Here is a 14,399-nt window from a genome sequence, read left to right as displayed (position 1 = left end):
AGAGAAAAAGTTTTGTTTTTTTGAGTAATTATCGATTTTATTAAAATGATATGATGAAAAAATATATTATATACTGTATTATTGTTGTTGTTTCAGTATTTGCTTCTTTTCTGTTTTTTGATAAATATTATAAGAGATCTCCTCTTCTAGGAGAGATCGACAATACATATGTCTTTAGCTATGATCCTCCTTTAATAATAGGAAATGTAGAGATTGAGGAATTGTCTAAATTTAATCAAACACTCGCTGATCAGTTTCCCGATCATCATGTCTATGCCACATACTGTGGAAAAGAATGTACCCTGACCGTAATAATCCTTTATGATTATGATACTGATTTTTCCTGTGCAGATAAAGAAAAACTGTGGAAACTAATATGTGAATGGCAAGACAACTTGCGGTATAAACAGGATATGGAACAAATTAAATAAAATATAATATTTTTGATTTTATATAATTAATACATAAATGATGACTTCTTTGTTTTAATAGTAATTTTTGCTGATTTTTATAAAGCTATGTTTCCTATCAAAGATATTAACCATTGTAAAAATGCTATGAATCTGCCAATAGTTTTGAGAAAATCCTTGACGAAGTAGCAACAATATTGAAATGCTCAAGCAGGAACTTGATGTCCATGTTTCCATATCTAAAGAATATGATTTTTAGCAAAATATTATACTTTCCCTTGTTTCCGGTCGTATTTTTCTCATCTTGTCACCGAGGAGAGGCTCCGGTGATACAGTCTCCGCAGCCAGTACCTGTTTACGATATGGAAAAGCTTCCCAAAGATCCGGTATATATTCAGGCAGAGGAATGAATAATGAACTTATCGCTGCAACAGAAGCAGCAATTGGCGAGTTATATCATTCATTCTGCGAATTGGGAGAAAATGTTGAAGAAAGAATTCAAACAGGTCCGCAACGGACGGTATCCGGAAATACTGTCCATGGTACATCAGGATGACGATAGTTATTTAAATAGAGTTATTATTCCATATATCCGCTTATCGAGTAAAGATAAAGATATTTTATCTCTTCTTCAAAACAATGCATACGGAGAGGCTATTTTAAGCAGGGCGGATATTTTTGACTTGGCAGCGGAAAATTATATAGAACATTTCCCGGATGATAAAAATGGGTGGGATTTTTTATGGTTTTATATGAATATGCAAGAAGAAGAGGCTCCCTATTGCGAAATGATCAAAAAGATTATTATGAAAAGACATCTCAACCGATTCAGCTACGGGAAGAAAATACTGGATATGCTTGGCAATTCTCCTTTTAGAAGAAATGATGGACGTTGTCTATAATTCTACCGAAACTACCTGCAGGTGGCGGAGTGCGACTTGACCGGAGAAACGCCGGTACTTGTGCGCAGCTACCTCTGGGACCCCTCGGAACCTTAGGCCACGCGCGTCATGGCCAGGACGCGCTGGGAGGCGAACGGGACACAAGTGAAGGAACATCTCTACTGCATGCACGACGCGATGAAGAACGTCACTTCCCTCTTCGGGGAAGCGCGCGGTCGCCGCGCCCTGTACGAATACCGTCCGTATGGAGGGCTGATCACGTCGGAAGGCAACATGGCGCAAGAGAACAAATTCCGCTTCTCGAGCGAATACATGGACGACGAGCTCGGCCTCATCTACTACAACTACCGGCATCTCAATCCGCACGACGGCAGATGAATCAGCCGCGATCCCCATTAAGGAGGAAGGCGGCTGAAATTTGGTTGAGATGAGTCGAATAATACGAGCTATTATTCCCCACGCTGGAGGACTGCTCCCTTGCTGGCATTCGTGGCAAGCTGGCGGTAACGGCTCAGCCAGGAGGAGGAAACCCTGTTATAGGTAGGTTTCCAATCCGCACGACGGCGTGCGATCTCCTCCTCGCTCAAACAGGCGTTCAGCGTGCGGTCCGGAATGGAATACTCAATCATATCCCCGTTTCTCAGCAGGCCGATCAGACCGCCTTCCGCCGCTTCCGGAGAAATATGGCCAATACAGGCCCCGTGCGTGGCTCCGGAAAAACGGCCGTCCGTAATAAGCGCCACTTCCGCGCCAAGGCCCTGCCCCATAATATAGGAAGTGGGAGCCAGCATTTCCTGCATGCCGGGGCCGCCCTTGGGTCCTTCATTGCGTATGACAACCACATCGCCGGACTTCACCTTCCCGGCAAGGATGCCTTCGCAAGCCTCTTCCTGAGACTCGAAAATCACGGCGGGCCCGCGGAAACTCATCATATCCGGATGCACACCCGCCTTTTTCACCACAGCGCCCTCCTCGGCCAAATTGCCGAACAGAATCGCCAGGCCGCCATCACGGGAATATGCATTTTCCAGCGGATGAATCACGGTTTCATCCGCAATGCCGCACCCCTCCACCGTTTCACCCAGCGTCTTCCCGCTGACGGTCATGGCGTTCAGATGAAGAGCGCCGGGGATCCTGGCAATTTCATGAATGATGGCGCTCACTCCGCCCGCGCGCAAAACATCCTGCATGTGGAAGCGGGAGGAAGGAGCCACCTTGCAGATGTTGGGGGTTCGTCTGGAAATATCGTTGATGCGCTGAAGGTCATATTCCACGCCGGCTTCCCGGGCAATGGCCAGCGTATGGAGCACGGTATTGGAACTGCCGCCCATGGCCATATCAATAGCGAAAGCATTGTCAATAGCGTCACGGGTTACAATGTCTCGCGGCAGGGGGCCGTCCGCCTTCGCCATCTCCACGGCGCGGCGTGCGGTCTGCTTCCAGAACTCCTTTCGTTCCTCCGAAGTAGCCAGCAGGGAACCGTTGCCGGGAAGAGCCAGGCCAATCACCTCGCTCAAACAATTCATGGAATTGGCCGTAAACATGCCGGAGCAGGAACCGGCGCCGGGGCAGGCGCGGCATTCCAGGGAATGAAGTTCCTCCTCATTAATCTTGCCTGCTTTAAAGCGGGCGACAGCCTCAAACACGCTGTTCAGGTCCAGCACGGTGCCGTCCTCCGCCATGCCGGCGGCCATCGGACCGCCGCTGCAGAAAATAGTGGGAATATTGCAGCGAAGGGCGCCCATAATCATGCCAGGGACAATCTTGTCGCAATTAGGGATGCAGATCATGGCGTCAAACGCATGGGCGCTCAGCATCGTTTCTACGCTGTCCGCGATCAACTCACGGCTGGCCAGAGAAAACTTCATGCCGCCGTGGCCCATGGCAATGCCGTCACAAACGCCGGGGAGGTTGAATTCCACGGGAGTTCCTCCGGCCTTGCGCACCTCCTCCTTGATAAGGGCTGCCACCCTGTTCAGGTGAACATGGCCCGGAATCACTTCATTAAAGGAATTGCAAATGGCAATGAAAGGACGGCTTAAATCCTCATCCGTCATTCCGGTGGCACGCATCAAACTGCGGTGCGGCGCACGCTCGAACCCTGCTTTAACTCTATCGCTTCGCATAACAATACAACTGTTGCAACGCAAGTGTATCACATGACGCAGGGAAGAGAAGTTGAATCTGGGCCAGCCTTGCAAAACGAAAACGCCTCCGTTACAGTATGTTTGCATAAGAGAAGGCCTTCACTGACCGGAAACGCCTCCCGGACGGGGAAATGTGAACAAATCGTCACATCTAATATCGGGACACCGCCCTTTCTTTCATCGTAAAAACAGACATGGCAACCATTCTTATCGCTGAAGACGATCACGCCATTTCAGACCTTGTGGCCTATAACCTGGAACGTGCGGGCCATACGCCCCTGGCGGCCTATGACGGTCTGACCGCGCTGAAAGCGGCGCGCCGGGACAAGCCGGACCTGATCCTGCTGGACCAGATGATGCCGGGCATGGACGGGCATGGCGTACTGAGGGAATTACGCCGGGACAGCCGCACCCAGAATATTCCCGTCATCTTTCTGACTGCCAAGGCCCAGGCGGAAGACCGCATCCAGGGACTGGAACTGGGAGCGGACGACTATGTGACCAAACCGTTCAGCCCCAAGGAACTTGTTCTGCGCGTGGCCAGCGTGCTGAAACGGTGCGAGCGTACCCCCGGCAGCGTCATTGCGGAATACGGCCCCTTCACTTTTGACAAAAACGCCCTCAAATTCTATATCGACAAGGAGGAAGCAGACCTGACGGCCACGGAATTCAAGCTCATGATCCATATGGTTGAACGGGAAGGCCAAACCTTGAACCGCAATGACCTGCTCAGTTGCGTATGGGGGTACAGCCACCAGGCCCAGAGCCGTACGCTGGACACGCACATGAAGCGGCTGCGTCAGAAACTGGCTCCCTATGCAGACTGCATTGAAACCGTCCGCAGCATCGGCTACCGCTTTACCCTGCCGGGACGCCGCGTCCCGGAAGAAAAGGCTTAACGCTCCGGTTCCATGTCGGCCATCGACTACATCCTGACCATCCTTATTCTGGCCTCCCTGTACTTAAATTGGCATCTGATTCAGGTATGCCGGTCCGCTATGAAAGCCCGGAAAAAAGCCTTGCGGGACGCCCAACGCCTGCTGAAGCGCGGGGAAGAAGCGCAGGAACAGGCCATCGCGGACAAACGGCGCTTCCTGGAAGCTCTGGGAGAAGCCTTCCTGCTCATCGGTCCATCCGGACATATCACGCTGGCTAACACGCTGGCCAAAGAACTCTTTCAGGAAGAAAAGCTGGAAGGGCGCAAAGCGGGAGCGCTGGTCTGCAACCAGGAACTGCTGGGGCATGTTCAGGAAGCATTCGACACGGACGGTCCCGTCACCAAGGAATTCACGCTGAGCGCCGCCAATTCCCCCGGCGGAGTGCAAAACGGCATCACGGCATGGCATCTGGACAGCGCCATCACGGACGCCCCAATCAGAGAAAAGCGCATCCTGCTGCGCAACATCACGCAGAACTACCTCACCAACCAGATGCGCCGGGACTTCGTGGCAAACGCCTCCCACGAGCTGCGCACGCCCCTCACCATCATCGTAGGATATCTGGAAAACCTGATGGAGGACAATCTTGTGGAAGAAAGTCCCGGTCTGGCCCGCAAATTCATCGGAGTCATGCACCAGAACAGCCAGAGGCTAATGAACATTATTGAAGACATGCTCATGATCTCCAAACTCGAATCAGGCCACAAGGCGATTCTGAAAGAGCAGTGGTTCCGCCTCACCACCTGCGCGGATGATGTCTTCTCCCGCCTGGATTCCATCCGGGAGAAAAATCAGGCCGTCCTGCACATGGACATTCCCGCGGACTGGGAACTTTATGGAGACCCCTTTTACTGGGCGCAAATTCTGTTCAATTTGGTAGAAAATGCTCTCAAGCAAAACACGGAGCCGGGACTTTCCATTAGTGTGGCCGCCGCCAAAATACAGGATGCCTGCGTCATTACCGTCACGGACACGGGCGTGGGTATTCCCTCGGAAAGCATCCCCTTCCTCTTCAACCGCTTCTACCGGGTGGAAGCCCACCACTCCTCGGAAATCAAGGGAACGGGCCTGGGCCTCTCCATTGTAAAACGCGCCGTGGAAGCCCACGACGGAGCCATCACCGTCTCCAGCATCCCACACCGGAAAACCGTCTTTACCATCAGCATTCCCCTGAAACGATTCCGGGAAAAAAGGCGGTATAAGACGCCGCTATGAAACAGCCTGACATGGTCTGCCGCTAAAACCGGGGAAAATACATCCTTGCCAAGCCGGAAAAATTGCCTGCGGGATATCCTCCTGTTTTTTCAACCCCTGTGTTATGGATGATGCGCGGGCTCCATTCTCCTTCATCAGCATTATCCCGGTCTTCCTTGAAAGGAAACAGCAATGAAAGACATCCGTTGTTTTAAGCTACCGTCCCCATCTATAACCTTGTTCAATTCCCGTGATGCATCAATCTGTGCACAGGTCTATCTCAGGTAAGCAAGAGCTAAAAAATGATACAAAAGCTGTGTCCATATAAAAAACGGCGTCCTTCCGTGATAAGGAGGACGCCGGGATTTTCCGGAAATCGGACAGACTGCCAGTTTGAGCAGCGAAGCGCACAAACCTTAGGACTTGTAACGCAAACGCTTCTTGTGACGGTTCTGACGCATGCGCTTGCTGCGCTTATGCTTGTTGATTTTTGCTTTACGGCGTTTTTTGAGCGATCCCATGATTGTGGTTCGTTTGTTGTTTTACTGTGGTGAGAAAAAATTTAGTAAACCAGCTTGTTAAGCGGGTATTCGATGATGCCTTCCGCCCCCAGGGCCTTGAGCTGGGGAATGATATCCCTCACGACGGATTCGTCAATGACCGTTTCCACGGCCAGCCAGCCTTCTTCCGCCAAATGGGAAATAGTGGGACGGCGCAGAGACGGCAGAGCCTCTACCAGGCCGTTCAGGGAGGCAGCAGGAAGGTTCATTTTCAGACCCACCTTCCGGCGCGCTTCCAGAGCGCCCTTGAGCATCATGACCAGGCGTTCCAGCTTCTGCTTCTTCCACTCATCCTGCATGGTTTCCCGGTTCGCGATAAACTGGGGATAGGAGGTCATCAGGGTGTCCACGATGCGGAGCTTGTTGGCCTTGATGGAACTTCCCGTTTCCGTGATGTCCACAATGGCGTCCACCAGTTCCGGCACTTTCACTTCCGTAGCGCCCCAGGAGAATTCCACATGGGCTTCAATGCCCTTTTCCTGAAGCCAGCGTTCCGTAATGCCCACGCCTTCCGTGGCGATGCGCTTGCCCTGAAGGTCTTCCGCGCAGGTTATGGGGGAATTTTCCGGGACTACCAGCACCCAGCGGGTAGGCTTGGAGGTGGCCTTGGAGTATTGAAGATCCGTCAGCACTTCCACGTCCGCCCTGTTTTCATAAATCCAGTCGCGTCCGGTAATGCCGCAGTCGATGAAACCGTCATTGACATAACGGCCTATTTCCTGGGCACGGATCAGGAAGAGCTCCAGATCGTCGTCGTCGCAGGTCGGGCGGTACCCGCGGCTGGACACATACACGTTGTAGCCGGCCTTGCGGAACAATTCCACGGTGGAATCCTGCAAACTGCCTTTGGGAAGAGCTATTTTGAGTTTCTTCGACATGATGGGACGGGAATGAAAACCCACACGGGCCTCATTGTCAAGTTTAGAACCGAATCCGGCCCATTTTACCGGGCCATGAGCCGTTCAATGTCATCAGGCAGCAAAGGAACGTCCCCAAGCAGATCGATGTTTTCCGTTTCCCCGATCAGAACATCGTTTTCCAAACGGATGCCTATGCCTTCCTCCGCAATATAGATGCCCGGCTCAACGGTGAAAACCATGCCCGGCAACACAACGGGGTTGGCTTCGCCCACATCGTGCACATCCAGCCCCAGGAAGTGGGAACACCCGTGCATGTAATATTTCCGGACAATGGGAGGATCGGACGGTTTTTCCGCCACCTGCGCGGGCGTGATGAGCCCCAGCTTGACGAGTTCTCCGGCGGCAAAAACGCGCACCAGGCGTTCGTACTCCGATTTCAGAATGCCGGGTCTCAGAATCTTTTTGGCGTAAGTCATCATATTCAGCACGCTTTCATATACAGCGCGCTGGCGGGGGGTGAACTTTCCGTTCACGGGAACGGTGCGAGTCATGTCGGAGTTGTAATTCCCGTATTCCGTGCCTATGTCCATGAGCACCAGATCGCCGTCTTCGCACCGCTTGTCGTTTTGGATATAATGAAGCACGCAGGTATCCTTTCCGGAAGCAATGATAGGCAGGAAGGAAAATTTGCGCGGGCCACGGCTGATAAATTCGTTGGCCAGAAATCCCTCAATCTGCCATTCGCCTACCCCCGGCCTGATGAACCGGAGCAGCTCCCGGAAGCCTTCATTGGTGATGTCGCAGGCTTTTTTGAGAGCCTTGATTTCTTCCGGCTTTTTGATTTGCCGCATGTCCGCCAAGATCTCATAAACATTCTTCAAAACAACATCCGGGAATTTTTCCTTCAGTTCCTTGGTCATGCGGGCATTGCGCGTTTCCACCGGGCAGGTGCAGCGGGGATGCTGGTTGGCTTCCACAAAGACCATGGATGCGGACGGCACCAGGGCTTCCAGCAGCGCATCATATTCATCGGTCCAGCGCACGTCCTGAATGCCGCTCCGCTCTCTCGCCTGGTCCTGCGTGAGCCGGGCTCCTTCCCAGATGGCAATCTGTTCATTTGTCTCACGCAACAGCAGAATCTCATCCCAGCCGTCCTCCCGGATAGTCATGACCAGGACGGTTTCTTCCTGGTCAATTCCCGTGAGATAAAAGAGGTTGGCATTCTGATGCAGGGCAAAAGTACCGTCCGCATTCGTAGGAAATACGTCGTTGGCATGCAGAATCAGCATACTGCCGGCAGGCAGGCGGGAAGCGAGTTCTTCACGGTTGCCGGCAAAAAAGGAAGAAGGAAGCGGCTCGTATCTCATACCAACAGCATGCCCCGCTTTTCCGGCTTGTCAATCATGCATCCGGACACGGGACAACCTTGCGCGTTCCCTTGCAGGCAGGAATTCTTCCGACCGCTCCGTTTTTGATTCTTCACCGTGCCTTTTTCCCGTCCCCGCTATTCTTACGCCATTCGCCCGTTCCCTGCCGAACCGCTCTTCCCGCTCATCATCCATGCCATTGAAGGAAACACGAAGCCGCCCGGAATTGCCAGGGCCCCCGCCGGGAAAAATTCCTGGCGTCAATCGAATCATGTCTCGAACGCCAGCCTGCCGGATGCTGTCTTACCCTGCATGTGCGGCGCTATTACACGGCTATTCCTGGCTCTGGGAACAGGTTTGGTTTTTTCCTGTTCCAGTTCCCGGACAATGCCCGTTTCCCCCTTGATCACCCATTCTCTTCACGCGGACTCCAGGCAGAGTTGTTTTGAAGGCGTCTGGTACAATCCCTCGGAACAGGCCATCTGGAATTCTCCGAGGCTGAAAGTGTATGTAGCCCCTGTCAATATTGATTACATCAAGGCCGGATTCCCCAAGGAGGCCCCGGCGCTGGCGGCGCAATTCAGGGCGGAGCTGCAGAAAGACATCCGCAACGTGCTGGAAAATAAATCCAAACAGACAGGCGGAAGGATGAAATGGCAGCTGGTTGACCGCCCCATTCCGGGAGCCGTAGCTCTCAACCTCGCCATCGTCAGGCTGAAACCTACGGACGTGGGCGGCAACATCATGTCCGATCTTGTTTCCTTGGTCTCCCCCCTTCCGGGAACCTCCCTGATCCTGGGACGCTTCATGAGCGGGGACGTAGGCATTGAGGGACGCCTGTCAAATACGAATACGGGCGCCGGCATCATGGAATTCAAAGCCTACAACACGGACCCCATCACTCTGTTTTCCGTCAAGGAATTTGAACGTTTTGCCTTTGACCAACGGAACTTGCGGCTTTTTTCCAGCTGCATTGCCGATATTTTCAAGGCAGGCCCCGCCAGCAATATTCCCCAAACAGGGGAATTTGACCTGGACCCGTTTTAAACGGCCTTTCCGGACGATTCCTTTCCGTCTTTCTTTTCAGGTTCATAGAAAGCGCATTCCTGAACCGTCTGCCTGGTCTTGAAGGCATATGCAAAGAAAGCGGCGCCCACCAGCACGAGGAAAACGGAAAGGAACTGCCCGCGGGTCAATCCCATGGAGAAAGGAGAATCCGGTTCCCGGTACTCTTCGCAAATAATTCTGCCCGCGGCATAAAGAACGGCAAAAATTCCGCAGAACAGGCCATTCCACGCACGGGGGAACCTTACCCGCACAAACCACAGCACGGCAAAGAGAAGCACGCCTTCCGCAAACGCTTCATATAACTGGGAGGGATAACGCGCATGGTCCTGCATCATCTGCCCCACGATTTCCCTGATGGCAGGCGTATCCCTTACCCGGTCGGCCACCCAGGCGGCAGTCATGCGTTCCGGCACGGCTACGCCGGAAAGGGACAGTTTGTCCAGCAATCCGGGCGTTTCATAAATGCGGGAGGCCACCCGGACGAACAAATCCGGATCCTGGGAAAGCTCCGCCGGGAAAATCATTCCCTGGGAAGAGCCGGGCGAAACAATGCGTCCGTACAGTTCCCCGTTGATAAAATTGGCTACGCGCCCGAAAAACAGCCCGACGGGAGCTACAATGGCCAGGCCGTCCAGAAGCGCCGCCCACTTGACGCGGTGCTTCCACGCATAATAAAACGTGTACAGCCCCACTCCAATCATCCCTCCGTGGCTGGCCATGCCCCCTTCCCACACCCTCAGGGCCATGAGCGGATCCGCCAGAAACTGGGACCAGCCGTGATTGGGAATCTGGTAGAAGAGCACATATCCCAGCCTTCCACCGATCAGAACGCCAAAGATGGCCACGTAAGTGACAAAATCCGCCATCCTGTCCTGAGGAACAGGATACAGCTTCCGGCGGGAGAGCCAGGAAAGCAGATAGTATCCGCAGATGAAGCCCATTAAATAGGCCAGGCCATACCAGCGCAGGGCAATTGAGTCTGTTATCTGCCAGATGACAGGGTCCAGATCATGTACGTAAGCGGTCGGATTCATGAGCGTTTCTTTCAGGGCAGGTAACGGGTAAGGGCTTCCACTGTCTCATGGTCCAGGGAACGGGCCAGAGCCACCGTCAGTTCCACTGTGGCACGGTAGTCCCGCAGATCCAGCACTCCGTTATGGGCATGGATGTACCGGGTGGGAATTCCCAGTACAATGGAGGGAACTCCCTTTCCGGAGAGATGCAGGGCCGCCGCATCCGTTCCGCCGGAACGGCGCACCGTCAACTGGAATGGAATGCCCGCATCCAAAGCCGTTTTTTCGGCCAGGGCAGCCAGCCGGGGGTTGGTGATGGCCGTGGGGTCAAACAGCCTGATCTGCACGCCTCCACCCAGAACTCCTTGCGCATCCCCTACGGCAAACCCGGGGGTATCGTCTGCCGGCGGACCTTCCAGAACGATCACGCAATCCGGCTGCATGGCGACGCCGGCCGTCCTGGCGCCCCGCGTGCCCACTTCTTCCTGAACCGTAGCGGCGGCAATCAGAGTGTTGGGATGCCCTTCCCGGCATAATTCCTTAAATGCCTCTATCATCACAGAAAGGCCGGCGCGGTTGTCAAAGGCTTTCCCCATCACCCGGAACGGATTTTCCAGGGGGGAGAATTTCACGTCCGGCACCACGGGATCCCCCAGGTGAATGCCGAATTCATTCTTCACCTGTTCCGCGCTTTCCGCGCCCACGTCCACAAACAGGGCTTCCATGCTCATAACGCTGTTGCGCTGCCCTTCCGGCAGAAAATGGGGAGGTTTGGAACCAATTACTCCCAGGATGCCGCGACCCGAGCGGGTTTTTACCAGGACACGCTGGCTTAACAGGGTATGCGGCCACCAGCCGCCTATCCCCACCAACTGAAGGAAACCGTTCGACGTTATATTCTGCACCAGGAAGCCTATTTCATCCATGTGGGCGGCCAGCATCACGCGGGGACCGGACCCGCCGCCGGTGCAGAACAGGCTGCCGGAACCATCGGAAGAAAATTCCCCATATCCATCAAGTTCCTGAGCCACCATGTTCCGTACTTCATCCTCATGCCCAGAAATACCGTGGGCCTCTGAAAACTTTTTCAGCAGGTCAGAATCAATCGCCATGGGCCGAGCATGTGAAAACACTTCTGCCAGGTCAAGCCCGTAGCCATTACGCATGTTTTTTTCTTGACCACCCGGACAGAACCGCCGGAGGAAGCCGCGTCATGTTCCACCCCCGCCGCATGGAAAGAAACGAGAGATTTTTGCTAGCCACAGTTCGGTTTTTGGTGTAACTAATCAGGGAATCGAATTGTGCTATGAAATCCATCCTTAACACTATCACGGTCATGCTGGCTGCGGTGCTTTTCATCCCTGCGGCATCGGCGCAAATCACCAGCAATCCCAGAATGCAGGTGAGGGTCTCCCTGGGAAAGCTGTCCCTGTATATGCGCCAGTCCCCCAACGTCCTGACGCAGGACGACCCCCGGCCGCTACCGAAACCGAAGAAATGGGCGGATTTTGAAATTCCCTTCAAGGTGGAAGCCGCGCCCATGCCCAAATCCGGCTATATTGACGCCCTGACGTTCAAATTCTACATTGCGGTAGTCAATCCGGACCGCGCGCGCCAGTACCTGAAACTGTATAAGGAAGTCAAATACGTCAATGTTCCGGTGGGAGACGACACATACGCTTCCGTGTACCTTTCCCCGTCCTCCGTCAGGCGCATTACCGGCGTGGAAGGGGGAAGAGGAAAATGGGTGAAGTACCAGGGCGTCGTGGTGGAATATAACGGCAAGATTGTCGCCACTTATTCCACCGAACGCGGCAAGATGGAGAAATGGTGGACCATCCAGTCCCCCAGCATCGTGGAAACCTCTTATTATCCCCTGCTGAACAAGGATGAAACGCCTTTCTCCGTGTTCTGGTACGACCGCTATCCGGAAATTATGAGACCCAACAGCCAGCAGGCGGCTTCCAGTTCTGCCCCTGCCCCGTTCGGAACTCCGGCAGAATCCCCGGCGGACGGCGAATAACGTTCCATTCATTTTTATCATTTCATCTTATTTAACAGAAAAATTCACCCATGGCTAATTCACGACAAATAGTCGCATTAAACGTAGGTTCCCAGAGAGTTTCAATGGGCGTCTTTTCCAGGGCTTCCAAAGACGGCCTTATCCTGGACCGCTATGCCACGCGCCTCGTAGTGCTGGATCCGTCAGCGGAAGGCCTTCGCCTGACAAAAATAGGGGAGGCCATCGCCGACCTCGTCCAGGAACTCAATGTCAAAGGAAGCGTCGTCAACTATTCCGTTTCCGGACAATCCGTTTTCATCCGTTTCGTCAAGCTTCCGGCCCTGGACGACACCGACGTGGAACAGCTCATCCGTTTTGAAGCCCAGCAGCACGTCCCCTTCCCGCTGGACGAAGTCGTGTGGGACTACCATCTGCTCCCCGCCAAGGGTCTGGAACGGGAAGCCGTCCTGGTTGCCATTAAGGCGGAAGACCTGGATTCCCTGAATGACGAAATCGTTTCCCACGGCCTTTCCACCGGCCAGGTGGACTGCGCGCTTACCTCTCTGTACAACGCGTATGTGGACAGTTATCCGGATGAAAAAGAGCCGGTCATGCTCATCGACATCGGCGCCAAATCCACGGATCTGATTTACAGTGAACAGGGCCGTTTCTTCACCCGCAGCATCTCCGCGGGGGGGATCTTCGTCACCTCCGCCATCGCCCGTGAATTCAACATTCCCTTCATGGAAGCGGAACGCCTGAAAACCACCAGCGGCCTCGTTTCCATGAGCAACGGGCAAACGGAAGGCCTGGATCCCGCCACGGCCAATCTGGCCACCGTCATCCGCACGGCCATGACCAGGCTGGCTTCAGAAATTCAGCGCACCACCAACCACTACCGCGCCCAGATGAGCGGAAGCGCTCCCGTCAAGGCATACCTGTGCGGCGGCGGAGCGTCCCTGCCCTACACCAAGGAATTCCTGGAAGACAAACTGGGCATTCCGATTTCCTTCTTCAACCCCATGCACAACGTGAGCGTGGGGTCCGGCGTGGACGTGAACGCCATCTCCAGAGAAGCTTTCATCCTGGGAGGATTGATCGGCACCGCCATCCACTCCATCGGGAGGGCTTCTCTCAATATTAATCTGGAACCGACCGCAGTCGCCAAGAAACGGGCCAACCAGAAAAAAATGCCCGCCATCATCGCTGGAGCCGCCATTGCCGTTCTCGGCGCCGCGGCCTATGCCGTCACAGGGTATATGGGCGAAAAAAAGGCGGAGGAAACCCTCGCCGGCGTCCAGCCCATCGTTACTTCTATCAAATCGGCACAATCCGCCCTGCGCCAGAAAGAACAGAAACTGAAAAAGCTGGACTCTGCCCTGGCCTCCTACCAGCAGCTCACGCTCCAGCGCTACGGCTACGCGGACATCATCAAGCATCTGCTGGAACAATCGGAACACAAGGATTATCCCTACTGGTTCACGGATTTTGAACCGCTGGCCCATTTCAATCCGGAGGACACCACCCAGATCACGGGCTACTCCGTCATCAAGGATTCCTTCACATCGGACAAAAATACATCCCTGGTGGATGATATCAGGACGGAGGCCTCCGCCAGCGCATCCGGCGAGGATGAAGCGACCGTTTACAGCGTCAATGCCATCCGCCTGACCGGATTCGTCCGCCGCAACCTGGGCGGCCAGAGAATCATCCAGAACCTTCAGGCAAAAATAGACGGGAACAAGGAATCCCTGTTCACCTTCAAGCCCGGAGACGTCAAGCTGGAAGCCCGCCAGATCATGGAGCTGGGAGCCAAGGACGCCAAAGTAGACGCGGCGGCCGGAGCCTTTGTGCCTTTCAAGCTGGTGCTTCCGTTAAAAACGCCCATTCCCGTGAACTTTAACAAATAAGATTACCCAACCCGAACAAGACATATTT

Annotated in this window: 14 protein-coding genes; 8 read left to right on the top strand and 6 right to left on the bottom strand. The window is 53.9% G+C overall.

The window, feature by feature from the left end; genetic code table 11:
- Positions 1-50: 50 nt before the first annotated feature.
- The 3 genes from O4G22_RS05705 (at position 51) to O4G22_RS05695 (ending at position 1,690) form a co-directional block, all read left to right on the top strand.
- Entirely contained in the window at positions 51-431 is a 381-nt protein-coding gene (locus tag O4G22_RS05705) for a hypothetical protein (protein ID WP_306702377.1), read from the top strand.
- A 392-nt stretch (positions 432-823) separates the two neighbouring features.
- The gene (locus O4G22_RS05700; RefSeq protein WP_306702376.1) at positions 824-1,312 is read left to right on the top strand and encodes a hypothetical protein; all 489 of its coding nucleotides are present in this window, start codon (positions 824-826) and stop codon (positions 1,310-1,312) included.
- A 108-nt stretch (positions 1,313-1,420) separates the two neighbouring features.
- Positions 1,421-1,690 carry a hypothetical protein gene (locus O4G22_RS05695; RefSeq protein WP_306702375.1) on the top strand — a complete coding sequence of 90 codons (270 nt, stop codon included), beginning with the start codon at positions 1,421-1,423 and terminating at the stop codon, positions 1,688-1,690.
- A gap of 71 nt (positions 1,691-1,761) precedes the next feature.
- Here O4G22_RS05695 and ilvD read toward each other — a convergent pair whose 3' ends face one another.
- Positions 1,762-3,438 carry a dihydroxy-acid dehydratase gene (ilvD, locus tag O4G22_RS05690; RefSeq protein WP_306702374.1) on the bottom strand — a complete coding sequence of 559 codons (1,677 nt, stop codon included), beginning with the start codon at positions 3,436-3,438 and terminating at the stop codon, positions 1,762-1,764.
- 215 nt (positions 3,439-3,653) lie between these two features.
- On the opposite strand from ilvD, the gene O4G22_RS05685 reads away from it, so the two are divergent.
- Positions 3,654-4,358, top strand: a complete 705-nt coding sequence (locus O4G22_RS05685) for a response regulator transcription factor (RefSeq protein ID WP_094137371.1) — start codon at positions 3,654-3,656, stop codon at positions 4,356-4,358.
- 12 nt (positions 4,359-4,370) lie between these two features.
- A complete protein-coding gene (locus O4G22_RS05680; RefSeq protein ID WP_306702373.1) occupies positions 4,371-5,612 on the top strand; it encodes a sensor histidine kinase in 1,242 nt (413 codons plus the stop codon).
- A 395-nt stretch (positions 5,613-6,007) separates the two neighbouring features.
- Here the strand turns inward: O4G22_RS05680 and O4G22_RS05675 are convergent, their stop codons facing one another.
- The 3 genes from O4G22_RS05675 to O4G22_RS05665 all read right to left on the bottom strand — a co-directional run bounded on the left by O4G22_RS05675 (position 6,008) and on the right by O4G22_RS05665 (position 8,378).
- Positions 6,008-6,112, bottom strand: coding sequence for a hypothetical protein (locus O4G22_RS05675; protein ID WP_012420149.1), 105 nt, complete (start codon positions 6,110-6,112; stop codon positions 6,008-6,010).
- Between the two features lie 41 nt (positions 6,113-6,153).
- Positions 6,154-7,029: an ATP phosphoribosyltransferase gene (gene hisG / locus O4G22_RS05670; protein ID WP_012420148.1), complete on the bottom strand. Its 876-nt coding sequence runs from the start codon at positions 7,027-7,029 to the stop codon at positions 6,154-6,156.
- 65 nt (positions 7,030-7,094) lie between these two features.
- A complete protein-coding gene (locus tag O4G22_RS05665) occupies positions 7,095-8,378 on the bottom strand; it encodes an aminopeptidase P N-terminal domain-containing protein (protein WP_300772017.1) in 1,284 nt (427 codons plus the stop codon).
- A gap of 402 nt (positions 8,379-8,780) precedes the next feature.
- Between O4G22_RS05665 and O4G22_RS05660 the strand changes: the two genes are divergently transcribed.
- Entirely contained in the window at positions 8,781-9,425 is a 645-nt protein-coding gene (locus tag O4G22_RS05660) for a hypothetical protein (RefSeq protein WP_306702372.1), read from the top strand.
- Here O4G22_RS05660 and lgt read toward each other — a convergent pair.
- Both lgt and O4G22_RS05650 read right to left on the bottom strand, forming a co-directional pair.
- A complete protein-coding gene (gene lgt, locus O4G22_RS05655; RefSeq protein ID WP_297405353.1) occupies positions 9,422-10,480 on the bottom strand; it encodes a prolipoprotein diacylglyceryl transferase in 1,059 nt (352 codons plus the stop codon). The genes O4G22_RS05660 and lgt overlap by 4 nt on opposite strands.
- A gap of 11 nt (positions 10,481-10,491) precedes the next feature.
- On the bottom strand, positions 10,492-11,571 hold the full coding sequence (locus O4G22_RS05650) for a M42 family metallopeptidase (RefSeq protein ID WP_306702371.1): 1,080 nt from the start codon (positions 11,569-11,571) through the stop codon (positions 10,492-10,494).
- A 194-nt stretch (positions 11,572-11,765) separates the two neighbouring features.
- Between O4G22_RS05650 and O4G22_RS05645 the strand changes: the two genes are divergently transcribed.
- Positions 11,766-12,482 carry an Amuc_1102 family pilus-like protein gene (locus O4G22_RS05645; protein WP_094137365.1) on the top strand — a complete coding sequence of 239 codons (717 nt, stop codon included), beginning with the start codon at positions 11,766-11,768 and terminating at the stop codon, positions 12,480-12,482.
- Between the two features lie 50 nt (positions 12,483-12,532).
- Positions 12,533-14,371: an Amuc_1101 family PilM-like pilus complex protein gene (locus O4G22_RS05640; protein ID WP_297546608.1), complete on the top strand. Its 1,839-nt coding sequence runs from the start codon at positions 12,533-12,535 to the stop codon at positions 14,369-14,371.
- Positions 14,372-14,399: the final 28 nt, after the last annotated feature.

The sequence above is a fragment of the Akkermansia muciniphila genome, assembly GCF_030848305.1.
In the GTDB taxonomy this organism is placed as follows: Bacteria; Verrucomicrobiota; Verrucomicrobiia; order Verrucomicrobiales; family Akkermansiaceae; genus Akkermansia; species Akkermansia muciniphila_A.
Note: the sequence above shows the minus strand (reverse complement) of the source record. Positions and strands in the feature narration are given on the sequence as shown.